Source organism: Acinetobacter sp. Li1LvA2 (assembly GCF_056156705.1).
The window spans coordinates 46,026-71,562 of sequence record NZ_JBSICF010000006.1 but is presented as its reverse complement, the minus strand read 5'-3'; the positions used below and the strand labels follow the sequence as shown (position 1 = coordinate 71,562).

The following is a 25,537-nucleotide window of genomic DNA, read 5'->3' as shown; positions in this document are numbered from 1 at the left end:
TAATCATTCTATAAGATAAGAGAGTTGTGTAGGATTCGTTACAACATGAAGTTAGGGTAAAAATCTGTAAGTCAAAGTATGTTTTTTATGTCTTTGGTTATTGGTTTTGGTCTTGCATAACGTTGAAATTGGTTTTGGTTGCGGTAATAAAATTAATGTAACCAAAGTGGAGGAGAGTTGATTTTTTAGCCCCTTAATTTAATGGCGTAAATCAACTTGGCATGGATAGGCAACATAAAATATATTTTTGGAGTTTTTGATGGATCTATTCCTTAATCGTAAATCTTTCGTTGTTAAAAGTTTAGCGCTTACAGTTACAGCTTTAATGATGAGTGGGGCACATGCTGCGACTTCCGACAAAGCGGAAATTCAACAGCTTCGTAAAGAAGTTGAGGCTTTAAAAGCTTTAATTCAACAACAAAGCCAAGTGCAGCAACAACAGCAGCAAGTACAGCAACAACAACAAGTTCAACTCGCTGAAGTTAAGGCGCAACCAATTGCTGCACCAGTTTCACCTTTAGCAGGATTTAAATCTAAAGCTGGCGCTGATGTGAACCTATATGGTTTTGTTCGTGGCGATGCTAACTATATTATTGAAGGTGCGGATAACGACTTTGGTAAAGTAGCTGAATCAAAAGGCGAAGCAACTGATAAAATTCGTGCAACTGCTAAAACAACACGTCTTGGTTTAGATTTTACTGCTCCAGTAAATGATGCCAAAGTCGGTGGTAAACTCGAAGTCGACTTTGCTGGTTCAACAACAGACTCAAACGGTTCATTGCGTGTTCGCCATGCTTATGTAACATATAATAACTGGTTATTTGGTCAAACGACTTCAAACTTCTTGGCTAATCATGCACCAGAAATGATCGATTTCTCGACAAACATTGGTGGTGGTACAACTCGTGTTCCACAAGTACGCTATAACTACAAACTAGGACCAACAACACAATTGTTTGTAGCTGCTGAAAAAGGTGATAGCACTGGTCTTACTGGTAAAAAAGATGCAGATGGTGCTTGGGTAAATGACAGTATTAAATATAGCTTACCAGTACTAACTGCTAAAATTACTCAAGGTTATGCAGATGGTAAGGGTTCTGCTTCAGCTCGTGCATTAGTTGAAAACTATAAATCTAAAGCTGGTAGTGACAACCAAACAGGTTGGGGTGTTGCGGTTGGTACTGACTTTAAAGTATCAGATCCTTTAAAACTCTTTGCTGATGCATCTTATGTTGTAGGTAATAGTAATTATTTATATGGTAGCAACAAGGCTTATACCGTAGTAGATGGTGATATCGAGCAAAATAAATTTGTAGCAGTACAAGTGGGTGGAACATATAAGATCTTACCTAACTTGCGTTCTACACTAGCATATGGTGCTCAATTCGCTGATGATGGTACTGATTATGCTAAAGCCTATGCAGCAGGGAATGAAAAAGTTCAACAAGCATGGCTTAACGTGATTTATACACCAGTTAAACCAATTGATTTAGGTGTTGAATACGTTAACGGTAAGCGTGATACATTTGATGGTAAGTCTTACAAAGATAACCGTGTTGGTTTAATGGCTAAATATAGTTTCTAAGAACAATATTTAGTTAAAAATCAAAAAAGACGAGGTTAAATTTAACCTCTTCTTTTTATTAGAAAAATTTTGAAATAAGTATTTTTTAAGATTTATGTATTAGATCATTTTTTATTTAAGTCATTTTTAAGTTTCAATTTCTACAGTAAAGCATCATAAAAAGATTGTAGTTCCCCCAAGATGCTGAATTTTTTTTCTACCTTAAAAAATAAACAGATTTCACTGTTTATGTTTAATTTCATTATAGCCATTTGGTTAGGTGCAGTTTTAAATATTGGTTTTTATAACAAAGTACATCTTTTAACTCCATATTTTGGAGTAAAGGCTATTCTATTTTTAGCTGCTACAGTGATTATTGTCGTTGCTGCGTATTATGCGCTTTTACAAATTTTAAACTGGAAATGGACGGCCAAACTTTTTGCAATTTTGCTGGTCTTCATTGGTGGTTTTAGCTCTTATTTTGTAAATACTTTAGGTGTAATCATCTCGCCTGATCAGATTCAAAATATGATACAAACAGATGTATCTGAAGTTTCTGATTTAGTTTCATTACGCTTTGGACTTTGGACCGTTTTCTTTGTTGTTTTACCTATTATTTTAATTACTCAAGTAAAGCTTAAAAGAGAAAAAGTATCCCATTTATTGTTGAAAAAAGTCGGTTCAATTATCGCTTCTTTTGCAATTGTTGGTATTCTGCTTTTTACATATTATGTGGATTTTGCAGCAATATTTAGAGAGCATCGTGATTTAAAAGGCATGATTTCTCCTCAAAACACTATTTCTTCTTTAATGTCTTATTATCATAAAAAGGCACCTAAGAAAAATCTTCCTCTTGTGAAATATGGTGAAGATGCTCATCAAGTTCAGGCAGTACAAAAGAACCTGCCTAAATTAATGGTGCTGGTTGTTGGTGAGACAGCTCGTGCGGAAAGTTTTTCACTCAATGGTTATGCCAAAAATACGAATCCAGAGCTTTCTAAACAAGATATTTTGAATTTTTCTCAAGTAAGTTCATGTGGTACAGCAACCGCTGTTTCAGTTCCATGTATGTTCTCTGGCATGCCACGTGTTGACTATGATGAGCAATTAGCAAGTCATCGTGAAGGGTTACTTGATATTGCAAAGCGTGCGGGTTATCAGGTGACTTGGATTGATAACAATTCTGGTTGTAAAGGCGCATGTGATCGGGTTGAGCAATATCAAATTTCAGAAAAGTTAAAGCAAAAATGGTGTAAAGATGGCGAATGCTTTGATGATATTTTAATTGATAGCTTAAATGAATATTTAGCTACTATCCCTAAAGAAGATACACGTCCACGTTTAATTGTTTTACATCAAGTCGGAAGTCATGGCCCAGCTTATTACAAGCGTGCACCTGATGCATATCAACCATTTAAACCGACTTGTGATACTAATGCGATACAGGGCTGCTCTCAAACAGAGTTATTAAATAGTTATGATGACACGATTGTGTATACAGATCATGTGTTAAGTCAGATGATTAATAATTTAAAAGAAGTATCGAAATATCAAACAGGTTTATGGTATTTATCTGATCATGGTGAATCAACTGGTGAACATGGTTTATATTTACATGGTTCACCTTATGCAATCGCACCGAGTCAACAAACACATGTACCAATGATTATGTGGTTCTCTGATAAATGGAAGCAGCACAATCTTGCACAAGTGAGTTGTTTAGGCCAACAAACGAAACAAAAGTTAAGTCAGGATAATTTATTCCCAAGCTTATTAAGTTTGTTAGATGTAAAAACTCAGGTCATCAACCCTCAACTGGATATGCTGCACTCTTGTGCCCATGTGAATTAAAGCGAGCCTAGAACATGACAAAAATCTTGATGATTGAAGATGATTTTATGATTGCAGAGTCAACAATAACGTTGCTGCAATATCATCAATTTGAGGTGGAGTGGGTCAATAATGGCTTAGATGGTCTGGCTCAATTGGCCAAGAATAAGTTTGATATCATTTTATTAGACTTAGGTTTGCCCATGATGGATGGCATGCAGGTTTTAAAGCAAATCCGTCAAAGAGCTGTCACTCCGGTTTTAATTATTTCGGCACGAGACCAGTTACAAAACCGTGTAGATGGATTAAACCACGGGGCAGATGATTACTTAATTAAACCATACGAGTTCGATGAGTTACTTGCCCGTATTCATGCACTATTGCGCCGTACAGGAGTAGAAGCTCAGCTTACGAACCATGAGCAACTTTTACAAAATGGCGATCTGGTTTTAAATGTTGAACAACATATTGCAACCTTTAAAGGTCAGCGGATTGATTTGTCGAACCGTGAATGGGCAATTCTTATTCCTTTAATGAGCCACCCAAATAAAATCTTTTCTAAAGCAAATCTTGAAGATAAGTTATATGATTTTGATAGTGAAGTGACCAGTAATACGATTGAAGTATATGTGCATCACTTGAGAGCTAAACTTGGAAAAGACTTTATTCGAACTATTCGAGGGTTGGGTTACCGTTTAGGGTAATCCTCGCTTCAATTTTGGAACTTTATAAAAGTGCATTATTCATTAAAAAAACGACTGATTTGGGGCACCTCAATTTTCAGTGTCATCTTAGGTTGTATATTAATTTTTAGTGCTTATAAGGTTGCACTTCAAGAAGTTGATGAAATTTTAGATACTCAAATGCAGTATTTAGCAGAACGAACAGCTGAATACCCATTGAAAACGGTAAGTAGTAAGTTTGATTTTCATAAGACTTATCATGAAGAAGATCTATTTGTAGATATTTGGGCCTATAAAGATCAGGCTCATTTATCTCACCATTTACATCTGTTGGTTGCACCAGTTACACAAGCTGGTTTTTATTCACATAAAACCAGCCAAGGTGTAGTGCGAACTTATATTTTACCTTTAAAAGATTACCAGATTCAGGTCAGTCAACAAGAGCGGGTTCGTGAAGCTTTTGCTTGGGAACTTGCTGGAAGTATGTTCATTCCATATTTAATTATTTTGCCATTTGCGATTTTTGCTCTAGCAGCAATTATCCGTCGAGGGCTAAAGCCAATAGATGACTTTAAAAATGAACTAACTCATCGTGATTCGGAAGAACTGACACCCATTGAAGTTGCAGACTACCCTCAAGAGTTATTGCCAACTATTGATGAAATGAACCGTTTATTTGAGCGTATATCAAAGGCTCAAATGGAACAGAAACAGTTTATTGCCGATGCTGCACATGAACTTCGAACCCCAGTTACAGCTCTAAATTTGCAAACGAAAATTCTAATTAGTCAGCTTCCTGAACACGAGTCTTTGCAAAATTTGAGTAAAGGATTAGCACGTATTCAGCATTTGGTCACACAGCTCTTGGCTTTGGCTAAGCAAGATGTCTCTTTAAGTGTGATTGAACCGACCAAAACTTTTCAGCTTAATGATGTCGCTTTAAATTGTGTTGAACAGCTGGTTAATTTAGCTATGCAAAAAGATATTGACCTAGGTTTTGTCCGTAATGAACCAATTGAAATGCATAGTATTGAGCCAACAGTACACTCAATTATTTTTAACTTAATTGATAATGCAATCAAATACACGCCTCATGAAGGAATGATTAATATTTCAGTCTTTAATGCTACAGATGGCGATGCATGTATACAAATTGAAGATAGCGGTGCAGGGATTGACCCTGAACATTACGATAAAGTTTTAAAACGTTTTTATCGTGTACACCACCACCTTGAAGTGGGTAGTGGCTTAGGTTTATCAATTGTTGACCGAGCGACTCAGCGTTTAGGTGGAACTTTGACGCTAGATCGAAGCTTAGAGCTTGGTGGACTCTCTGTTTTAGTTAAACTGCCAAAAGCTCTACATATTCATGAAGCAAGAACTTGATTTAAGCAAGTTCTTGTTTGATTCGTTTTTCAAATTCAAAGCGGTGAATACAAATTCTATAAAATAAGATATTCACTGCCCAAACCACCCAACCAGTCCATAAATTGTGGCTAAGGAAATGGGCGCCACGCATCATTTGTCCCCAGCCCATTAGAAAGCCTAAGATAATACCCGCGATGAGATAAAAATAGGCACGTTTAGGTTGCTCAAGGCGATAAACAAAAAAGCCTGTCATTAAAATAAAGCCTGCACTTGCGTGACCACCTGGAAAGCAATGACCATGCGTAGAGGTAAAGTCCCACACATAACTTAAAGCAGTCGGATGAACCATATTCCAAGGGCAAGCATGAGCAGATTGTGATTTTAATAAGCCAACTATACCGCTACCAATCATGCTCACAAAAAACATATAGCCATATTGCCAGCGATAAAGCTTCAATTTTTCTACTTTGAATGACGCGATCCACAGAAATAAAAAGATCACATAAACAGTGGTAATGATTTGTTTTAAGATTTCATGGTTAACCCTGACAAGGTACCAATTGTCTCGATTAAAGAAATGACCCGTTGAATCCATCCAAGGGTGAATGAAGTACATATCAATGTTCCCACCCACTGGAAATATGAATAAAAGTATAAAAAAACTAAGGGCAAGAAAAATAAGCTGAAGTTGAAAAAATTGTTTTTGTTGATTCATTGCCATGCAACATCAATTTGAATGTGAGTTGAAGGCATTACATAAAATAAAACTTAAATTGTTCTTAAACTAAATTTAATTTCGTGATCAAAATGATGAATGGATATATCCATTCACAACCTGTTGAGCATAAGAAGTTTAAAGTTTTTGCAAATTATTTGGATAGTAATCAATAGGGAACAGGTTTTGTGAATGGAAATGGTTTTGGTCTTGCGTAGCTTTAGACGCTACTCATGCCGAAACAAAAGTAACGTAATTGACTGATATTATTTGCTATTACAGAGGAAAAGACTCTGTCATGCCTACACAGAATTAAAACATACCTTCTTCAGAGTTTGCAGAAATTTTGTGAATGGATAAATCTGCACCCCTAAACTCATCTTCTTGAGATAAACGAATGCCAATAGTTGCTTTAAGTAAACCATAAACAATAAAGCCGCCAGCGAGCGCAATAGCAATCGCAAGTACTGTACCAATGAGCTGTGAAGCAAAAGATACACCGCCTAAACCACCAAGCCATTTTTGACCAAATAAACCCACTGCAATACCACCAAATGCGCCGCATACGCCATGTAAAGGCCATACACCCAACACATCATCAACCTTAAGCTTGTTTTGTGTGTAGGTAAATAGGTACACAAACATTGCACCAGCTGCACCACCAATAACAAGCGCACTGACTGGATGAACAATGTCAGAACCCGCACAGATTGCAACTAAGCCTGCAAGTGGGCCGTTGTGTAAGAAACCAGGGTCATTTTTCCCAATCGCATTTGCTGTAATGGTGCCGCCGACCATTGCCATGAGGGAGTTAATGGCAACTAGACCAGAAATTGCATCAACACGTTGCGCACTCATCACGTTAAAGCCAAACCAGCCTACAATTAAAATCCATGAACCAAGCGCCAAAAATGGAATAGAAGATGGCGGATGAGCACTTACACGACCATCCTTCTTATAACGACCAGAACGTGCACCCAATAAAATCACGGCAGCAAGTGCAATCCAACCACCCATAGCATGCACTACGACTGAACCTGCAAAGTCATGAAAAGCTGCACCAAAAGTTGCTTCTAACCATTTTTGCAAACCGTAGTTACCATTCCAGACCATGCCTTCAAAAAATGGATAAACCAGCGCGACTAGAGCGAGTGTCGCAATTGCTTGTGAACGCATTTTGGCGCGTTCAGCAATACCTCCCGAAATAATGGCAGGAATTGCCGCAGCAAACGTCAGTAAAAAGAAGCAACGCATTAAGTTGTAGCCATGATCACTTGCGAGGCTTGTACCATCATGGAAGAAATGCTGACCATAGGAAATGTAGTAGCCAACAAAGAAATATGCGATTGCAGAGAGGGCAAAGTCAGTCAGAATTTTACTCAGTGCGTTCACCTGATTTTTATGGCGAACCGTACCAAGTTCCAAGAATGCAAAACCTGCGTGCATGGCAAGAACCAAAACTGCACCAAGTAATAAGAAAAATAGATCTACATTTTGCATAGCATGCTCGAAAAAAGTGCTAAATTCCATTTTGGAACAAATCTGGGTCTGTAAATTGCACCAAAATAGATTTAAGGAATCTAAAAACCTAAGTTTGTCGAAACAAACTCAATTGCATAAAAGTGAATATGCAATAAGTGCACCAATTTGAATTAGAAAAGTGGTTTTTGGCGATAAATGGTGCGCCGATTTGGTCAGTATGGGGCAGTAATAGCGCTTTTTACGTTAAAAGTCATCTAATGCGCTTAAAAATTGACCTGAAAAAGTTCGTTATCGAATTCTTAAAAATTATCCCTAATCATTTAATAATCTGACCAAACCGATTGGGCAACTTCAATAAATGCCTTTACGGCTGGACTGATGTGTTTTTTGTTTTTTACTGCAAGACCAATAGAACGTTTAAGGTTCGGTTTAAAAGGGCGCTTAATTACATTTGGATAAAGTGAAAGTAACTCTTTGGTAATCACCATATCAGACACAATAGACACCCCTAATTGATTGTGAACCATGCTGACGATACTCAGAATTTGTGAAACATAAAATTTGATGTCTGGTTTCACATTAAAGTTTTTTAAAATTAATTCGACCTGATGTCGACTACCAGCCATCGTCATAATAAAAGGGCAGTTTTCTAGCTGTGCTGGATCAATGTAGAGCTGCTCTGCGAGTGGGTAACTATTTGGAATTAGGGCAACAAAACGGTCTTCAATTAAGGGGAATGTATCAAAACGCTCATCTGGCATAATCAAAAAACCAACTTCTATGCGCCGTTCTAATAACCATTGAGCAACTTCTTTATCTTCACCTTCATCAATATAAATTTCGATTTTAGGGTAGCGTTGCCGAAAGGTTTCTAAGATTTCAGGCAATAAATAAATAGAGGATGAAGCCCCAAAAGATCCGATACGTAATGTGCCTTCATTTAAACCGTGGATTGCAGCCACTTCTTTTTCTAAGGTATCGGAAATACTCAATAACTCTTTTACATGCGTAAGAAGCTGCTGACCTGTCATAGTCAGCTCAATATTACTCTGGGATCTTGAAATTAGGTTAATGCCCCATTGTTGTTCTAATGATTTAAGCGCATGAGAAACAGCCGACTGTGAAATTCCCAGCTTTTCTGCTGTAGCAGTAAAGCTTTTTAGTTCAGCAATGAGTGCAAAAATTTCAAGCTGGGTAAATGTCATGTTGTATTTGTTATGAGTAAAAACTCATTTTATCATGAGTTTTCATTAACTTTAATATATGAGTAAGCCAAGGTCATTGCCGAAAAAAGCAAGCCTCAACAAAACTCGAGTAAAGAAATGAATAGCATTGTTTTATCTCTTTTTCCTTTAGTTGCATTAATTGCATCAGGATACCTGTTTAAAAAATATCGTTTTTTTAGCAATGAGTTTTGGGCGGGGGCAGAGAAGCTGAATTACTATATTTTATTTCCCGCTTTGCTTTTCAGTACGCTATCGACCGCGAAAATTGACTTACAAAGTTTGAGTACAGCCATTATTGCGATGTTGATTGTGGTTTTTGCAGTGACTGCCTTTTTATACATACTTCGAATGTTTTGGCACATACCACCTGCACGTTTTGGTGTGCATGTACAAAGTATGGTTCGCTTTAATACCTATATTGGTTTGGCTTTAGTGACTTCACTTTTTAAAAGTGAAGGAATGGCAATTCTGGCAATTTTATTGGCGCTTTGCATTCCACTTGTGAATATTATTTCAGTGCTCGCTCTAACCTCTAAAGAACACATGGCAATTAAACCTGTTTTGATTGCTCTTCTTAAAAACCCTTTAATTGCATCGTGTGTGGTCGGGGCAGCAGTCAATGCACTTCATATCCCAATTTGGGAAGGCTTTACTCAGTTTATTAAGCTTTTTTCAGTGTCAAGTTTGCCACTAGGATTGTTATGTGTTGGCGCAGCTTTACAGTTTATGCAAATTAAAAAAGACATTGTGGTATTGGCGGCAGATACTTTTGCTCGACTTTTAGCAGTACCTGCTTTGGCTTATATGGTCTGCATGTGGTTTGATTTACCAAGTTTGCAAACACAAATTTTAGTCATTTTCTTTGCGCTACCGACTGCTTCTGCTTCATACATTTTAACCAAAGTTTTGGGGGGCGATAGTCAGCTCATGGCAGCCGTAATTAGCTTTCAAACCTTATGCGCCGCCGTGACTTTACCATTAGTGATTTGGTGGATTTCTTAAGATATAAACTTTAGTTAAGTCGCATTCTATTTTCTGAAAATTAATAAGCTGATTCTGACTTAAGGAATCCTTTGCTACCTTCCTCATCTGATTATTGCTACACTTTTTTCTTTTTCAGGTGGATGAATATGTCCTTTGATCTCAAAGTCAGCTTGCGGCAAAGGTCTGAACCGTCTGCACAGCAGAAAAAACTGAATCGCCTGATTGATAAAATAGAGCAGCAAAAAGTTAGCCTGAGTACATGGCAAAATGCACAAGCTGAGATTCAACAGCACATACGGCAAAAACTGATGCCTGTGTATGGCGATTTGCATGAGGTTTTATTTCAGCAGTTGGATCAACTTTGGAATATGTTGCATAGCCATGAGTTTTCCAAAGCGGATATGCAACAACTAGATGAAAAAATTGCCCAGCTTGCACAAATGTTGAAGCGCTCCAAAATGCTATCTGCTGAACAGTTGGAGTTAGTGAAGCAAATCGATACCTTTTATCAGCAACATACACAAGAGTTAGTAAAAAAGAATAAAAAAGTGCAGCCAATAAAATCTGAGTATGAAGAAAGTGCTGAGCAAAGTGCAGAACTTGAAGAAGACTTTGAACAATATGCGGCCGAGCAACAACAAGCGCGAGAACAAGCCAAACAGCAAAGACAGCAACAAAAACGTGAACAAGCCGAGCAAATGGCAGCGCAGTCACTCAAAACAGTCTATTTAAAAATTGCCGCGATGATTCACCCAGACCGTGAGCGAGATGAAACAAAAAAAGAAGAAAAAACTGAGTTATTCCAACAGGCAAGTCAGGCCTATGAAAAGCAGGATTTGTTTTATTTACTCAAACTCCAGTTACAGCTTGAACAGAATAAAGGGCTAGGTGCTAAAGAGCTATCTGCTGAGCAGTTGCGGTTTTATAAACTGGCTTTAGATGCACAAAGTCAGCAGCTTGAAAGCCAAATTGATGAGATTTTAGATTCTTTTCAGCTAGCGAAGAATTTGAAAGCAGAGCATGTACATATTAGTGATGTTTATAAAGCTGTAGATGCTGATTGTGCTGAGCTAAAGCAGCAGTTGAAGTGGGAGAAGGAACGCTTAAAGCATATGAAAAAAGTGAGTGGGGTAGAGATATTGTTGGGACATGGGGTGCTTTAAAACTTTATCCCCTTCTCTTTTTAAGGAGAAGGGAATTTTATTGGCTAAATACTAATTTGAGAACGAAATTAAAATAGTGTTTATCTAGCTATTTTATAAGAGCGTTGAGTTTTTGATTTAATATAACTATTTGCTTCTTGAAGTTTGATTTCCAAAGCTTTGAAAGATTTTTCTAAAAGGTTTTCAGAAAGCATTACTTGTCTAACTTGCATAGTTAATGAATCATCAATTTCAAAATCAGAAATAGAAAATTGGTCACTACATAAAACTTCTAAAGATGATACATTATCAGTTTTATGGATCATTAGAAGAAACAAATATTGAATAATTAAATTATGAACATACGCATGATTTTTATCATAGTTGAAATCAAGTAAAATGATAATTTTATTGGTATTTGGTTCTTTATCATTTACTATATAGATACTTTGTAAAAAGCTTTGTATTCCTTTTTCTTTATATTTAATATCGTCAAAAAAATTGATAATTGACGGGGTTACAAGAAATTTATAATAGTTTAATTTATCTAATTCACTTAAAAATTTAAGCTCTACTTCAAATTTACTATAGTTTTCATAGTTAAACATATCTTTATAAAATTTTTCTAAAAATTCAGGAGCGAAACTTTTTAATAAATTGGCAACAAAGAATTCTTGTATACTTTTGTGAATAAAACTATATTCATTTCCATCTTTTAAAATCAAGCAAATATTTTTCGTGAGTTCAGAAATAATATCATTATAGTCAAACTTTAATTCCAATAATTTACAAGCTTCACTAAGTCCTTCTGCAAAATATTGCTTATCGAAAGAGATCTTATTGCCATTATTTTTCGTATAAAAACAAAATTCCTGAAATATATCTTCTAATTCTGATTGGGTGGCTTCAACATATCTTGATCTTTCAAATGGTAGTTTTAAATAATCATGTCTATTCATTAAAACATCAAAAATATCTCTATAAAACTCAGATATTGATAAGGCTATTTGAAGCTTTGTCTGATATGTCATGACAAATAAAGTAATCATAAGCGGTGTTTTAAGAAGTTCTCTTAAACCAACAGCACTTTCATTAATTTTTTGTACTAGCTGTTTTGATATATCTAAATCATTAGTTAATTTTTGAATAAATCCGGATTTATCTTGTTCATCGTAAGGAGCTAGCGTAAGAGATAAAAAATGAGGGCTATGTTGAAGTGCATTATATGGGCGACTAGAACAAATTATTTTCATTTTTGGAAACTTAATTGACCATTGTTCCAGTTGGGTAATTACGCTTGGTATAATTTCTTTATTTAATTCATCAAATCCATCTAAAAATAAAGAAATTTTGCCACTTTGAGCAAGATCATCAAAGTTTGATTTTGTAATATTAATTTCTAAAATATCACTAAGATATGTGCATAGAACTTCTGTTAAACTTTCTGTTTTTTGGATAGCTCTTAATTCAATAAAAATAGGCAGAGAATATTTTGATATAATTTCACTTAGAGTCAAATGTCTCATTAGCATGGATTTACCATGTCCAACAGTTCCTTCAATAATAATATTTTCTTGAATATTAACCTCTCTAATATTATTGAAGGTTTTTATAGTTTCATCAGGTAGTATTACTTTTGCTGGGTAATAAAACTCCGAAATATGTTGTGGTTTTTTACAGTCATAAATTGTACGGATCATTAAAATTTTATTAATTTTATAAAATATTTTGTCAGATGCTGTTTCTATGTTGATAGAAGCTAGAAAAGATCTCCCTTTTGTTGTACTCAAACTATATAAGTCTTTACATATTTCTGTAATGAGTGGTCTAAGGATTAGAGCTCCATATGCCATTGAGACAGGTTCAGCCATAATATATTGATCCATTAGTGTTTTAATTGTTTATATTTATACTATAAAAATCCCCTCATTTGAGGGGATTTTTTGAATCAAATTACTGCATTAAAGCGCAGCAATCTGCTCCATATTCGCTTTAACTTTTTCTAACTGAGCAGCAAACTCAGCAAGCTTCGCTTTTTCACCTTCAACAACCGCTGCTGGTGCTTTAGACACAAAGCCTTCGTTTGCAAGTTTGCCCGCGATTTGGTCGTGTTGCTTTTGGATTTTATCCAAGTCTTTTTGCAAACGAGCAAGCTCAGCTTTAGGGTCGATTAAACCTTTCATTGGTACAAATACCGATGCATGGCTAACAACGCTAGAGCAAGACAAAGGTGGCTCTTGGTCTTTATTCAAGAACTCAATGCTTTCAACTTTAGCCAATGCTTTGAACAATGCTTCAATACGAATGATTTGTTCACGTTCAGCGTCAGAGGTATTTTGAAGTAATACTGGTAACAAGCGCGCATTACCTAAGCCTAACTCACCACGAATGTTGCGTACTGCACCAATCAAACCTTGAAGCCATTGCATATCTGCTTCAGCTTGTTCATTGATTTTTGCTTGCTCAGGAATAGGGTACTGAGCAGTCATAATCGTTGGGCCACCTTGACCAAGCATTGGTGCAAGCGTTTGCCAGATTTCTTCTGTCAAATATGGCATTAACGGATGAGCCAAACGTAAAGAAGCTTCCATTACAGCAAGCAATACACGGCGTACTTCAGCTTTACGCTCTTCTGAAACTTCTGCATCGTTTAGAACTGGTTTAGTTAACTCAACGTACCAGTCACAGTATTCATTCCAAATAAAGTCGTAAATCGCTTGAGCAGCAAGGTCTAAACGATACGTTGCAAACGCTTGATGTACAGCAGCTTCAGCTTTTTGCAGACGGCTCATAATCCATTGTTCTGGAAGTTCCCAAAGATCAGGGCGAGCTTCTTGACCAACAGTTTGACCTTCAACATTCATCAGAACGAAACGAGTTGCGTTCCAGATTTTGTTACAGAAGTTACGGTAGCCTTCAACACGTTTTAAGTCGAACTTGATGTCACGACCAGTGTTTGCAAGTGCACAGAACGTGAAACGTACTGCGTCAGTACCATAAGCATTAATACCTTCTGGGAACTCTTTGCGCGTTGATTTTTCAATCTTCGCTGCATCTTTCGGGTTCATTAGGCCAGTCGTACGTTTTGCAACTAAGCTTTCTAAGTCAATACCGTCAATCAAGTCTAATGGGTCAAGTACGTTACCTTTAGACTTAGACATTTTTTGACCTTCACCATCACGTACTAAGCCGTGAACGTAAACAGTCTTAAATGGAACCTGAGATGAGCCATCTTCATTTTTCATGAAGTGCAGGGTCATCATGATCATGCGGGCAACCCAGAAGAAAATGATGTCAAAACCCGTCACCAACACATCTGTTGGGTGGAAAGTTTTTAAGAAATCATTTGCTGCATCTTTTTGTGCATCGCCAGTCCAACCTAAAGTTGAGAATGTCCAAAGTGCAGATGAGAACCATGTATCAAGAACGTCTTCGTCTTGTTTAAGTTCAATGTCAGCCGCGATGTTGTTTTTCGCGCGGACTTCTTCTTCGTTACGGCCAACATAGATGTTACCATTTGCATCGTACCAAGCTGGAATACGGTGACCCCACCAAAGCTGACGTGAAATACACCAGTCTTGAATGTCACGCATCCACGCCATGTACATGTTGCTATATTGTTCTGGAACAAACTTAATACGGCCATCTTGAACTGCTTCAATTGCAGGCTCAGCAAGCGGAGCAATTTTTACGTACCATTGGTCAGTTAATAATGGCTCAATGATCACGCCTGAACGGTCACCGCGTGGCGCTTTTAAGTCATACGGTTGGATTTGATCTAACCAGCCTTCAGCTTCAGCTTGAGCAACTAATTTTTTACGTGCTTCAAAACGCTCTAAACCAGCATAGTCTGCAGGTGCAGTAATGGTTTTAGAAATTTGTTCGCCAGCTTTTGCAATATATTCAAACTCACCTAAAACTTCGGCATTTTTGTTGAAGATATTAATGATTGGCAAGCTATTACGTTTACCTAGGTCATAGTCATTGAAGTCGTGAGCAGGCGTGATTTTTACACAGCCAGTACCGAAGTCTTTTTCAACGTAGTCGTCAGCAACGATCGGAATTAAACGACCAGTAATTGGCAATACAATGTTTTTACCAACAAGGTGTGCATAACGCTCATCTTCAGGGTGAACAGCAACCGCAGTATCACCAAGTAAAGTTTCAGGACGAGTTGTTGCAACGACTAAATAGTCTTTGCCATCTTGAGTTTTAACTGATTTGTCTTCAAAGAAATATTTAAAGTGCCAAAGTGAGCCTTTTTCTTCTTTGCTTTCCACTTCAAGGTCAGAAAGAGCGGTTTGAAGTTTAGGGTCCCAGTTTACAAGACGTTTACCACGGTAAATTAAACCGTCTTCGTGTAAACGAACGAATACTTCTTTAACTGCGTTTGATAAACCTGCGTCCATCGTGAAACGTTCACGTGACCAGTCTACAGATGAACCTAAGCGACGAATTTGTTTCGTAATTGTGCCGCCAGATTGTTCTTTCCATTCCCAAACTTTTTCGATGAACTTATCACGGCCTAAGTCATGACGAGTCACACCTTGTAAGCCAAGTTGACGCTCAACAACCATTTGCGTTGCAATACCAGCATGGTCAGTACCCGGTTGCCACAAAGTGTTTTTACCCATCATACGGTTATAACGGGTGAGGGCATCCATAATGGCATTGTTAAAGCCATGGCCCATGTGCAAACTACCTGTGACGTTTGGTGGTGGAATCATGATACAGAATGATTCACCGTGACCAGAAGGTTTGAAGTAACCTTGTTCTTCCCACGTTTGGTACCACTTCTTTTCGATCTCGGTTGGATCGTATGTGGTCGCAATATTTTGAGCGGTTTGAGCGTCAGTCATAGTAGCTTAGATCGAATATGCATAAAAAATTGCACCTATTGTAGCAAAAAAATGCCTCGAAATTAATGTGCTGAAAACAGATAAACGGTTTTGTATTTTTTTCAAAAAACGGTAGATTTATGAAAGATGGATCACAATTTAATCGTGTAGACACACGGCACAAAAATTACAAATGAATTGAAAAGGATGTTGCTCATGAGTTATGAAGTTTTTTTGAAAATTTCCGATTCAACTTATACCCAATTCGAGACCATTCGACAGAAATTGCATGATGGGGTAAGTCAAAGTCAGGCAAAACCTTTAGGCGATGTACTCTCTGATCTTTCTTGTGAAATTATTGAGCAGGTTTTTTCTGTGCTTTTACAGTCAGGAAGTTCAACCATGTCGCCAAAACAACAAGCTGAGTCTGAAAAAGTTATTCAGCAAGTTTTAGAGACTTTTCGAAAATATATGCCTTGGTCAGTTTCATTTTTTGGAAATGAGCGTCTTTTACCTTTAGTTGATTACATGACATCTCTAATGAAAGAACAGGGCCAACAAGTTTATATTACTTACCCAGTTACCCTACAACTCGTACAACAAGCTCAAAACCTTACACAGCAAATTCGTGACGGTAATATGCAAAGTATTACGGCTGCATTTGAGACGCTTATAGAAATTGTGGATTTAGGCGTAACAAGTCTAGTACGTGAACCTAAAAAGCGTTTAAAATTTAATTTAGTTGTCGATAAAACTCTTAACGGAGTCATCAACATGACGACGCATTTGGGCTATAAACGTTTGGAAAAGTTAGGGACACAGGTCGATCAGACCACAGCAACTCATTATATCAACCACTTTTTGGCCTTCATGCATCAAGCAGCATAATTTAAAAAGATAACAGGAACATAAAGCATGGCCAAACTTGATACTTTGCAAAATAAAGTGGTATGGATTACGGGAGCATCTTCTGGTCTGGGTAAGGCCTTAGCAGGTGAGTTGGCTTTGCAAGGGGCCGAAGTAATTTTGACCTCGCGTCGTTTTGAAGAATTAGAAGAAGTTCGTGTTGGTTTGTTAAACGCTGACCGTCATTTGTCAGTGGTTGCTGATATTACTGATGAAAAGCAAGTAAACGAAGCTTATAAGCAGATTTTAAAAGCGAAAGGCCGTATTGATTGGCTTATCAATAATGCTGGCTTAAGCCAACGTGCTTTAATTAAAGACACGACAATGGCAACCGAACGGGCCATTATGGAAGTCGACTATTTCTCTCAAGTCGCACTCACCAAAACCGTCCTACCAACTATGTTAAAACAGAAGTCTGGCCGAGTTGTATTTGTGTCGAGTGTAGCAGGTTTATTAGGGACTCAGTACCGTGCAAGCTACTCTGCTGCTAAAGCGGCAATTCACATGTGGGCAAATAGTTTACGTGCTGAAGTCTCTGATCAAGGTGTTGAGGTGTCAGTTATTTTCCCAGGCTTTGTAAAAACTAACGTTTCTTTCAATGCGCTAAATGGTGCTGGGCAACCTCAAGGTCATCAAGATGAGGCTATCGAGAATGGTTTAGAGGCAGATGTATTTGCAGAGCAATCTGTAAAAGCATTAATGCAGGGGCAAGAATATATTATTGTTGGTGGAGCGAAAGAAAAACTAGGTGTGATGGTTTCTCGCATGTCACCAAAACTTCTTTATAAAATGATTCGGAAAACAAAAGTAAAATAAAAAAGTGATTTCGCCGTGCTAAATTGATGGAAAAACCCGCAGAAGGTTCACCATGGATCAAGATTATCACCGTATTTTAGATGTCATTACGCGTTTTCAATTGGTCTTTGATCAGAAAAATTGGGACGCTTTTGATGAGTTATTGGCAGATCAACTTGAGGTGGACTATTTCCAGTTTAGGGGAGAGCCTTTATGTGTCGTGTCTTGTCATGAATATAAAGGTTCTCGGCAACAAGCTTTATCGCATTTACGGCTACAGCACAATTTGAGTAATCCTCTGATTCGTATTGAACAAGATCAAGCATGGTTAGAATGTAATTATCAAATTTATCGTTTTTCGGAAAATGATTATTTTCATTCGTTTGGTCGTTATTATTTTACTTTGGCAAAACAACAAGAGAGTTGGAAAATTACCGGAATTTGCCAACACTTAACTAAAAATATTGGCAATCCGCGTATTCATTTTTCTGCTATGGGGCAGTGCTAGTCTTTTACTGCTGTACCATAAGCAAATACTTCAACCATGCCACCTTGCATACCAAGTTCGGTTGTACTCAGCCGAACTCCCATAATATGGTTAGCTCCTGCGGTATGGGCTTGTTGTTTTAAGCGAACAATTGCTTCACGGCGAGCACGCTCAACTACACTTTCATAACTGGTCAGTCTTCCGCCCAAAACATTCTTAATGGATGCCAATACATATTTAAAGTAGTCATGAGAAATCACGACATTACTACTAATCAAATGACCTAGCTGATCACTCGTTGCAAAACGATTGGTATCAATTCTGATATGGGCAAATTGCTGTTCTTTTTCTTGAAGTTCTTTTAAATGTTTTCGCTCAATATGGCGGCCAAAACCCCAACCAATACTGAAAAGAATCAGAAAAATAATAAGCTGAAAAATTAGATTGTCCATTTTCTACCTACGCACTAAAGGGATCTGGTAGATGGGGCGCTTGAGGTTGAACAACCACAGCTGTGCCATATACGAATAATTCAGAAGCACCTTGGGCGATATTTGAAGTTGAAAAACGAATACCAACAATTGCATTCGCACCAAGCTGCTGGGCTTTTACAATCATACGATCCATCGCTTCTTGGCGGGATTCTTCTAATAATTCGGTATAACCTGTAAGTTCACCACCTACAATATTTTTTAAACTTGCCATCAAATCACGGCCAACATGCTTACTACGGACGGTACTTCCATAAACAACATCAAGTTGCTTTACAATCTGGTGGCCCGGAACACTTTCTAAATTACTCAGTAACATTGTTTTTTATCAATCTAAATTCTTAAAGTTTCAAGATAAAAAATATTCACATCAGATGCAATAAAAAAGCCCACCGAAGTGAGCTTTTATAAATTAAGTGATTTAAAACTTATTGCTTTTTAAGTTCAGCACTTGATGGTTGATTAACCACTGTATCTGAAGTATTTGCTTTTAAACCACCACCTAGAGTTTTGTATAACTCGATTTGGTTGTTTAAGTTAGCTTGTTGAAGCAACAATAAACCTTGTTCTGCTGAATAAGATGAACGCTGTGCATCAAGAACCGTCAAGTAACTATCAATACCAGCACGGAAGCGGGCATTTGACAGTGTGTAGTTGCGGTTAGTTGCTTCTACTAGACGTTGTTGAGCTGTTAAACGCTCACCAATATTGGCACGAGTTGCAAGCGCATCATTAACTTCGCGGAACGCAGACTGAACTGATTTTTCATAATCAGATAATGCAATTTTCTGATCGGTTTCAGAAATTTTCACATTGGCACGACGCGTGCCCCAGTCAAAGATTGGTAAGTCTAAGCTTGGACCAATTGACCAAACAAAACCACCAGACTTAAATAGATCACTTAAGTCAGTTGATGCATAACCTGCAGAACCCGTTAAGCTAATTGTTGGGAATAAACGTGCTTTTGCAGCACCAATATTCGCACCAGCGGCGCTTAAGTTATATTCGGCAGCTTTTACATCTGGACGGTTGTTAAGCAAGTCACTCGGTAAACCAGCTGTATATACATTTTGTTGAGTAATGCGTTTTACAGGTTGGTTTGGCAACAAGTTTTGTGGAACTGATTGGCCTACTAACAAGTTCAACAAGTTTTGTGCTTGAGCAATCTGTGTTTTGTAGTTCGCTACATCATTACGCGCAGTTTCTACAGAAATCTGTGCCTGACGTAGTGGAACTTCACTGTCGATGCCCACATCAAAACGTTTTTTGTTGAGATTGTAAGAGTCTTGTTGTGCTTTAAGCGTTTGCTCTGCAAGTCTTAAATTCGCTGTTGCGAAAGAATAGTTTAACCATGCTTGAGCAACTTGGCTGATCAGACTGATTTGAGTCGAATCACGTGCACTTTGCGTCGAAAGATAACTATCTAGTGCAGCATCTTTTAAGCTACGTACACGGCCCCAAAAATCGAGTTCATAGGCAGTTACACCCAAACCTACTTGATAAGTAGAGTAGGGGTTATTCGGATCACGGCTTTGAGAAACCTGACGAATTGCACTACCACTTGCTCCGATTGTTGGAAGCTGGTTGTTTTGCGTAATTCGATATTGCTGTTGGGCACGTTCAATATTGAGCGTTGCTGTACGTAAGTCGCGGTTGTTGGCAAGCGCCAAATCAATCACTCCGAGCAAACGAGAGTCAGCAAAGAACTGTTTGTAACCCTGTTCAGCAATAGACGTACCAGAAGCGCTGTTATATGCATAGCTTTCTGGAATATCGGTTTTCACGACTGGTTCTGGGCCGCGCATGCTTTGACAAGCTGACAAAGCAAGCGCAAGTGCAGATACCGCAATGCTACGACCTGAAATAGACCATACTTTTTGCATCACGATTTATGCTCCTGAGTGTTTATGGTTTTTGGTTTGTACTTAAAGATACTACGAATCCACACATAGAATACAGGGATAAAGAAGATACCTAAGAACGTTGCACTGAGTACGCCACCGAGTACACCGAAACCGACTGAGTGCTGACTTCCTGCACCGGCACCTGTTGAAAGGGCAAGTGGAAGTACACCGAAACCGAAGGCAAGGGTAGTCATGATAATTGGACGTAAACGCATTTTTGAAGCATGTAAAGTTGCCTCAAGTAGGTCTTCACCTTTTTCCTGCAACTCTTTTGCGAACTCAACAATCAAGATCGCATTTTTTGCAGAAAGACCAATGACCGCGATCATCGCTACCTGGAAGTAAATGTTATTTGAGAGATTTGGATCTCCTTTAATAATCATACCCAAGTAAGTCAATACGATTGCACCAATAATACCAAGTGGTACTACAAGTAAAACCGAGAATGGAATAGACCAGCTTTCGTACAATGCAGCTAAGCAAAGAAAAACGATTAACAATGAAAGTGCATATAAGAATGGAGCTTGAGCACCAGACTCACGTTCTTCAAGTGATAAACCTGTCCATTCATAGTCGAAACCTTGTAAGCCCATAGATGGTAACTTAGCAATAATTTCTTCCATGGCTTTCATAGAGTCACCAGAGCTCACGCCAGGTGCAGGTGTACCTTGAATGTTAACCGATGATACGCCGTTATAACGTTCAAGACGAGGAGAACCATATGTCCATTTGCCTGTAGCAAATGCAGAGAACGGTACCATTTCGCCTTTGTTATTACGTACATACCACTTGTTTAAGTCTTCAGGCATCATACGGCTATCCGAATCACCTTGAACATAAACTTTTTTCACACGACCACGGTCAACGAAGTCGTTAATGTATGAGCCACCCCATGCAATACGCATAGTGTTGTTAATGTCAGCAATGCTAACGCCCATAGCACCAGCTTGAGCCTGATCTACATCAATTTGATACTGAGGTGTATCTTCTTGACCATTAGGACGTACCCCTACAAGACGTTTATCTTGTGAAGCCAAACCTAAGATCGTATTACGTGCTGCAATAAGTTTCTCATGGCCTTGACCACTTGAATCTTTAAGTTGCAAGTTAAATCCAGCTGTTACACCAAGTTCAGGCATTGCAGGAAGCTGTAATGGCATAATGTAAGATGCGTCTTTGACGATCATATTTAATGCCATACCGCGCTGAATTAACGCACCGATTTGAGACTCTGGTGAAGTACGTTCACTCCAGTCTTTCAATTTAACGAAGCCAATACCAGCATTTTGACCAACACCCGTGAATGAGAAGCCCGAAACGGTGAAAATAGATTCCACAGTATCTTTTTCATTCATGAAGAAGTTTGTCATGGTGTCAATCACTTTACCTGTACGGTCAAGCGTTGCGTTTGGTGGTAACTGAACAAGTGTCATGACCACACCCTGATCTTCTTCTGGTAAGAATGAAGATGGGAGTTTTTGGAACAAGAACACTAGTAGGCCAATCACTACAGCGTAAAGTACGCCAGAGAAGATTTTGCCTTTAAGCATGCGGCTAACACCATTTTGGTAGCTATGCGACATGCGGTCAAAACCGTTGTTAAATCCTCTGAAGAAACGAGCAAAAATATTATTGCTTGGTTCTTTGTTAGGATCATGCTGTTTTAAAATGGTTGCACAAAGTGCAGGGGTGAAAGTTAACGCTACAATTAACGATAGAACCATTGCTGTTACAAGGGTAATCGAGAATTGACGGTAAATTACACCTGTTGTACCACCAAAGAATGCCATTGGTACGAATACCGCTGTCAATACGCTTGTGATACCAATTAACGCACCAGAAATCTGTTGCATCGATCGTGAAGTTGCCGTGACCGGATCGGTATGCTCTTCACTCATCACACGTTCAACGTTTTCTACTACAACAATGGCATCATCGACCAGAAGACCAATTGCCAATACCATAGCGAACATGGTTAAGGTGTTAATTGAGAAACCAAAGATATTAATAACAGCAAATGTACCTAATACAACAACAGGTACAGCAAGTGTTGGAATAATCGTTGCACGCCAGTTCTGCAAGAACAAGAACATAACAATGAACACTAAAATTACCGCTTCAATTAATGTGTGTACAACACTTTCAATTGAAAGACGAATAAATGGAGTCGTGTCATAAGCCAGTTTATCTGCAAGACCTGTTGGATAGTTCTTACGCAATTCAGCTAAACGGTGTTCAACAGCGTCAGCGGTGTCAAGTGCGTTAGCACCAGTTGCAATTTTAATTGCGAGACCGCCAGCAGGTTTACCATTAAACTTCGAATCGAACTGGTAGTTATCAGAACCTAACTCTACACGAGCAACATCTTTTAAACGAACTTCAGCACCTGATGCTGTGTTCTTTAAGAAGATATTTTTAAATTGTTCAGGTGTTTGTAACAAGCTTTGCGCATTTACTGTTGCGTTAAGCACTTGACCTTGAACCGCTGGTGCACCACCTAACTGACCTACAGCAACTTGCGAGTTTTGCGCTTGTAAAGCAGTCGCAATATCACTTGGTGTTAACTGATAGTTGGTAAGTTTTGCAGGATCGAGCCAGATACGCATTGCGTATGAACCACCAAAGACTTGTACCTCACCAACACCAGCAACACGGCTAAGTGGTTCTTTAATTGACGAGTTTACGTAATCTTTAATGTCTGAGTCTGACAGGGTATTGTCTGGTGAATAGAATGCAATAACTTGCAAGAAGCTTGCACCAGATTTAGTAACCGTCACACCTTGGCGTTGAACGTCTTCAGGCAAAAGCGCAGTTGCAGATTGCAGTTTGTTTTGAACCTGAACCTGTGCAATATCCGGATCAATACCTTGTTCAAAGTTTAATTGAATAGAAGCTTGACCGTTACCCGCACTGTTAGATGAAATATAACGTAAACCATCTAGACCATTCATTTGTTGTTCAATGATCTGGGTTACAGTATTTTCAACAGTCTCAGCCGATGCACCAGGATAAGTTGCAGCAATTGTAACTGTCGGTGGTGCAATCGTCGGATACTGTGCAATAGGCATTTTAGTTAGCGTGAGAATACCCGCCAACATAATGACTAATGCAATCACCCACGCAAAAATGGGGCGATGAATAAAAAATTGTGCCATTCAATCTACCCCTTATGCATTAGATGCTTTCTGTTCTGCTTGAGGTTTACCTGATTGAGCCGGTTTTGTAGCATTTGGAGCTGCACCTTGAGGATTCGCTGGTTGAGCTTGGTAAGGTTTTGCTGACACTTCTTGCCCTTCTTTAACTTTGGCAACACCATCAACAATCACTTTTTCACCAGCTTTGAGACCATTAGTCACAATCCAGTTTTGTCCTTGAACACCAGAGGTTTCAACAGGACGACTCTCAACAGCGCCTTTAGCATTAACAAGCATTGCTACAGCTTGACCTGTCGGTAAACGCGTAATTGCGGCTTGAGGAATCAGATAAGCATTTGGAACTACACCTTGAACAATCTGCGCAGTTGTATACATACCCGGAAGTAACAGATGGTTCGGGTTCGAGAATACGGCACGTAAAGTAATCGTTCCTGTATCCTGATTTACAGAAGCATCAGAGAAAGCAAGTTGTCCTTCGATTGGATAAGTCGAACCATCTTCAAGCTTCAACTTCACTTTCGTGTTGTTACTGTTGTTTAAACTGCCTTTGCTGAGTTGTTGGCGTAAACGTAATAACTCGGCACTAGACTGGTTAATATCAACATAGATTGGATCTAACTGTTGAATCGTCACTAAAGGATCAGTTTGGTTTGCCGTAACTAAAGCACCAGCTGTTACAGAAGAACGTCCAGACTGACCAGAAATTGGTGAGCGAATTGTAGAATAACCAAGATCTACATTTGCATTCGTTACTTGAGCTTTCGCAGCAGAAACTTGTGCTTCAGCAACATTAACCTGACCAAGTAAGTCGTCATATTCTTGTTTAGATACAGCATTACTCGAAACAAGTTGCTTATAACGGTTTAGCTTGGTACGTAGTGAAGCTAGATTTGCCTGTTGTTGTAAAAGAGATGCTTTTGCATTTTCAAGCGTTGCACGGTTTGTTCGAGAGTCCAGTTCATAAAGAGCCTGACCTTCACGCACATAACTTCCTTCAGCAAACAAGCGTTTTAAAATTACACCACTTGTTTGAGGACGAACTTCAGAAATTTGATATGCTGAAGTACGGCCAGAAAGCTCAACGCTTTGTTCAACACTTTGTGGTTGAGCAACAATAACACCTACCTCAGCAGGCGGCATTTTCTGAGCAGCAGCAGCTTGCTGTTTCTCATCGGAGCCTTTGCCACAACCAACAAGTGCGATACTTGTTGCTAATGCGCAAGCAGTAAGGGCAGGAGCCCAAAGCTTAGCCGACATCATTGTTCCACCTCGTTAGATAAAATCTAAAAATATATTTGTTTTTTACTTAACCTACTTTGTGTTTGTAATAACCAGAGCCAAAGCAGTGCAATCCAAATAAAACCTATGCCCCAACCGGCGAGTACATCTGTTGGAAAATGAACTCCAGCATATATTCTTGAAAGCCCCATGCAGATAAACCAAAGGCAAGAAATCAAAATGATATAAGGAGAGTTAATGTTGGGCTTATGGCATAACATTATCATTGCCAGACAAGCCAGTGTTGATGCATAAACACTGTGTGCACTTGGGAACGATGCACCGTAACTTTCGACAATATGATATACCTGTGGGGGTCTTGGGCGATCAACACACCACTTGAGCAGCCAACCCATGGTGATACTGCCAAGAACTCCCACGCTAATGAAAATAACAGTAATATATTTTTTATACCATGCCTGATATATACACACCAGAAAGGATAAAAAAAGTACAAAAGGCATACCACCTATCCGTGCTAGGAAGATCGTAATAGAGTTAAGATAATCTGAACGATATTCACTCAATATTTGAACGCTGAGAAGATCCAAAGACTGAAGTCTTGGTACAAAAAGACCAAGAACACCTAATCCTAAAAAAATACAACCAATAAAAAGCAACAAATAGGGCATATAAAAAATACCTTTGCTTATTCAAGCAGTGTCCACTACTGAAAGCCGCTAAAAGTG

At 38.5% G+C, this 25,537-nt stretch carries 19 protein-coding genes and 2 pseudogenes; 10 read left to right on the top strand and 11 right to left on the bottom strand.

From position 1 onward, the window contains the following. Positions 1-259 precede the first annotated feature (259 nt). From ACS604_RS12890 to ACS604_RS12875, 4 genes are all read left to right on the top strand, one after another. Positions 260-1,585 (top strand): DcaP family trimeric outer membrane transporter, encoded by a 1,326-nt coding sequence (locus ACS604_RS12890; RefSeq protein ID WP_474771912.1) that lies wholly within the window; start codon positions 260-262, stop codon positions 1,583-1,585. A gap of 180 nt (positions 1,586-1,765) precedes the next feature. Continuing rightward, positions 1,766-3,415, top strand: a complete 1,650-nt coding sequence (locus ACS604_RS12885; protein ID WP_238612599.1) for a phosphoethanolamine transferase — start codon at positions 1,766-1,768, stop codon at positions 3,413-3,415. Between the two features lie 14 nt (positions 3,416-3,429). Then, positions 3,430-4,098 carry a DNA-binding response regulator PmrA gene (locus ACS604_RS12880; protein ID WP_004789346.1) on the top strand — a complete coding sequence of 223 codons (669 nt, stop codon included), beginning with the start codon at positions 3,430-3,432 and terminating at the stop codon, positions 4,096-4,098. A gap of 30 nt (positions 4,099-4,128) precedes the next feature. Next, on the top strand, positions 4,129-5,463 hold the full coding sequence (locus ACS604_RS12875; RefSeq protein WP_151964375.1) for an ATP-binding protein: 1,335 nt from the start codon (positions 4,129-4,131) through the stop codon (positions 5,461-5,463). Position 5,464: 1 nt separating this feature from the next. On the opposite strand, the pseudogene ACS604_RS12870 reads toward ACS604_RS12875, so the two are convergent. Continuing rightward, a pseudogene (locus ACS604_RS12870) lies at positions 5,465-6,173 on the bottom strand (phosphatase PAP2 family protein). Positions 6,174-6,252: 79 nt separating this feature from the next. Between ACS604_RS12870 and ACS604_RS12865 the strand changes: the two are divergent. Then, a pseudogene (locus tag ACS604_RS12865) lies at positions 6,253-6,333 on the top strand (hypothetical protein); the annotation flags it as partial. A gap of 139 nt (positions 6,334-6,472) precedes the next feature. On the opposite strand, the gene ACS604_RS12860 reads toward ACS604_RS12865, so the two are convergent. After that, entirely contained in the window at positions 6,473-7,660 is a 1,188-nt protein-coding gene (locus ACS604_RS12860) for an ammonium transporter (protein ID WP_016137075.1), read from the bottom strand. 302 nt (positions 7,661-7,962) lie between these two features. After that, on the bottom strand, positions 7,963-8,847 hold the full coding sequence (locus ACS604_RS12855) for a LysR family transcriptional regulator (RefSeq protein ID WP_474771911.1): 885 nt from the start codon (positions 8,845-8,847) through the stop codon (positions 7,963-7,965). 117 nt (positions 8,848-8,964) lie between these two features. Here ACS604_RS12855 and ACS604_RS12850 point away from each other — a divergent pair, with 117 nt between their 5' ends. Next, the gene (locus ACS604_RS12850; protein ID WP_474771910.1) at positions 8,965-9,870 is read left to right on the top strand and encodes an AEC family transporter; all 906 of its coding nucleotides are present in this window, start codon (positions 8,965-8,967) and stop codon (positions 9,868-9,870) included. A 128-nt stretch (positions 9,871-9,998) separates the two neighbouring features. Continuing rightward, entirely contained in the window at positions 9,999-11,015 is a 1,017-nt protein-coding gene (locus tag ACS604_RS12845; RefSeq protein WP_474771909.1) for a molecular chaperone DnaJ, read from the top strand. 80 nt (positions 11,016-11,095) lie between these two features. Here the strand turns inward: ACS604_RS12845 and ACS604_RS12840 are convergent, their stop codons facing one another. Both ACS604_RS12840 and ACS604_RS12835 read right to left on the bottom strand, forming a co-directional pair. Next, a complete protein-coding gene (locus ACS604_RS12840) occupies positions 11,096-12,865 on the bottom strand; it encodes an NACHT domain-containing protein (RefSeq protein WP_474771908.1) in 1,770 nt (589 codons plus the stop codon). A gap of 90 nt (positions 12,866-12,955) precedes the next feature. Beyond that, entirely contained in the window at positions 12,956-15,853 is a 2,898-nt protein-coding gene (locus tag ACS604_RS12835) for a valine--tRNA ligase (RefSeq protein ID WP_474771907.1), read from the bottom strand. Between the two features lie 195 nt (positions 15,854-16,048). Between ACS604_RS12835 and ACS604_RS12830 the strand changes: the two genes are divergently transcribed. Genes ACS604_RS12830 through ACS604_RS12820 form a run of 3 tightly spaced genes read left to right on the top strand, consistent with a single transcriptional unit; the run spans position 16,049 to position 18,041 of the window. After that, positions 16,049-16,720 carry a hypothetical protein gene (locus ACS604_RS12830; RefSeq protein WP_474771906.1) on the top strand — a complete coding sequence of 224 codons (672 nt, stop codon included), beginning with the start codon at positions 16,049-16,051 and terminating at the stop codon, positions 16,718-16,720. Positions 16,721-16,747: 27 nt separating this feature from the next. Then, a complete protein-coding gene (locus tag ACS604_RS12825) occupies positions 16,748-17,554 on the top strand; it encodes an SDR family NAD(P)-dependent oxidoreductase (RefSeq protein ID WP_004789363.1) in 807 nt (268 codons plus the stop codon). Between the two features lie 52 nt (positions 17,555-17,606). Then, entirely contained in the window at positions 17,607-18,041 is a 435-nt protein-coding gene (locus tag ACS604_RS12820; protein ID WP_004789364.1) for a nuclear transport factor 2 family protein, read from the top strand. Here ACS604_RS12820 and ACS604_RS12815 read toward each other — a convergent pair. The 6 genes from ACS604_RS12815 to ACS604_RS12790 form a co-directional block, all read right to left on the bottom strand. Further along, on the bottom strand, positions 18,038-18,472 hold the full coding sequence (locus tag ACS604_RS12815; RefSeq protein ID WP_312824463.1) for a heavy metal-binding domain-containing protein: 435 nt from the start codon (positions 18,470-18,472) through the stop codon (positions 18,038-18,040). The two genes, ACS604_RS12820 and ACS604_RS12815, sit on opposite strands and share 4 nt — an antisense overlap. Positions 18,473-18,479: 7 nt before the next feature. Continuing rightward, positions 18,480-18,830 (bottom strand): YbjQ family protein, encoded by a 351-nt coding sequence (locus tag ACS604_RS12810; protein ID WP_312824461.1) that lies wholly within the window; start codon positions 18,828-18,830, stop codon positions 18,480-18,482. 109 nt (positions 18,831-18,939) lie between these two features. Further along, positions 18,940-20,394 (bottom strand): multidrug efflux RND transporter outer membrane channel subunit AdeK, encoded by a 1,455-nt coding sequence (adeK, locus tag ACS604_RS12805; protein ID WP_004789369.1) that lies wholly within the window; start codon positions 20,392-20,394, stop codon positions 18,940-18,942. Further along, positions 20,394-23,570 carry a multidrug efflux RND transporter permease subunit AdeJ gene (gene adeJ, locus ACS604_RS12800; protein WP_174728333.1) on the bottom strand — a complete coding sequence of 1,059 codons (3,177 nt, stop codon included), beginning with the start codon at positions 23,568-23,570 and terminating at the stop codon, positions 20,394-20,396. The genes adeK and adeJ overlap by 1 nt, the downstream gene beginning before the upstream one ends. 12 nt (positions 23,571-23,582) lie before the next feature. Continuing rightward, on the bottom strand, positions 23,583-24,830 hold the full coding sequence (adeI, locus tag ACS604_RS12795) for a multidrug efflux RND transporter periplasmic adaptor subunit AdeI (RefSeq protein ID WP_004789373.1): 1,248 nt from the start codon (positions 24,828-24,830) through the stop codon (positions 23,583-23,585). Positions 24,831-24,853: 23 nt separating this feature from the next. Continuing rightward, positions 24,854-25,480, bottom strand: a complete 627-nt coding sequence (locus tag ACS604_RS12790; protein ID WP_004789375.1) for a phosphatase PAP2 family protein — start codon at positions 25,478-25,480, stop codon at positions 24,854-24,856. Positions 25,481-25,537 lie beyond the last annotated feature (57 nt).

What these genes read in the sequence shown, in the direction of transcription:
- ACS604_RS12820 (WP_004789364.1), top strand. Translation starts at nt 17,607, where the DNA reads ATGGATCAAGATTATCACCGTATTTTAGATGTCATTACGCGTTTTCAA.
- ACS604_RS12810 (WP_312824461.1), bottom strand. Translation starts at nt 18,830, where the DNA reads ATGTTACTGAGTAATTTAGAAAGTGTTCCGGGCCACCAGATTGTAAAG.
- adeJ (WP_174728333.1), bottom strand. Translation starts at nt 23,570, where the DNA reads ATGGCACAATTTTTTATTCATCGCCCCATTTTTGCGTGGGTGATTGCA.
- adeK (WP_004789369.1), bottom strand. Translation starts at nt 20,394, where the DNA reads ATGCAAAAAGTATGGTCTATTTCAGGTCGTAGCATTGCGGTATCTGCA.
- ACS604_RS12835 (WP_474771907.1), bottom strand. Translation starts at nt 15,853, where the DNA reads ATGACTGACGCTCAAACCGCTCAAAATATTGCGACCACATACGATCCA.
- ACS604_RS12890 (WP_474771912.1), top strand. Translation starts at nt 260, where the DNA reads ATGGATCTATTCCTTAATCGTAAATCTTTCGTTGTTAAAAGTTTAGCG.
- ACS604_RS12885 (WP_238612599.1), top strand. Translation starts at nt 1,766, where the DNA reads ATGCTGAATTTTTTTTCTACCTTAAAAAATAAACAGATTTCACTGTTT.
- ACS604_RS12825 (WP_004789363.1), top strand. Translation starts at nt 16,748, where the DNA reads ATGGCCAAACTTGATACTTTGCAAAATAAAGTGGTATGGATTACGGGA.
- ACS604_RS12830 (WP_474771906.1), top strand. Translation starts at nt 16,049, where the DNA reads ATGAGTTATGAAGTTTTTTTGAAAATTTCCGATTCAACTTATACCCAA.
- ACS604_RS12840 (WP_474771908.1), bottom strand. Translation starts at nt 12,865, where the DNA reads ATGGCTGAACCTGTCTCAATGGCATATGGAGCTCTAATCCTTAGACCA.
- ACS604_RS12855 (WP_474771911.1), bottom strand. Translation starts at nt 8,847, where the DNA reads ATGACATTTACCCAGCTTGAAATTTTTGCACTCATTGCTGAACTAAAA.
- ACS604_RS12845 (WP_474771909.1), top strand. Translation starts at nt 9,999, where the DNA reads ATGTCCTTTGATCTCAAAGTCAGCTTGCGGCAAAGGTCTGAACCGTCT.
- ACS604_RS12860 (WP_016137075.1), bottom strand. Translation starts at nt 7,660, where the DNA reads ATGCAAAATGTAGATCTATTTTTCTTATTACTTGGTGCAGTTTTGGTT.
- ACS604_RS12790 (WP_004789375.1), bottom strand. Translation starts at nt 25,480, where the DNA reads ATGCCCTATTTGTTGCTTTTTATTGGTTGTATTTTTTTAGGATTAGGT.
- ACS604_RS12850 (WP_474771910.1), top strand. Translation starts at nt 8,965, where the DNA reads ATGAATAGCATTGTTTTATCTCTTTTTCCTTTAGTTGCATTAATTGCA.
- ACS604_RS12880 (WP_004789346.1), top strand. Translation starts at nt 3,430, where the DNA reads ATGACAAAAATCTTGATGATTGAAGATGATTTTATGATTGCAGAGTCA.
- ACS604_RS12815 (WP_312824463.1), bottom strand. Translation starts at nt 18,472, where the DNA reads ATGGACAATCTAATTTTTCAGCTTATTATTTTTCTGATTCTTTTCAGT.
- adeI (WP_004789373.1), bottom strand. Translation starts at nt 24,830, where the DNA reads ATGATGTCGGCTAAGCTTTGGGCTCCTGCCCTTACTGCTTGCGCATTA.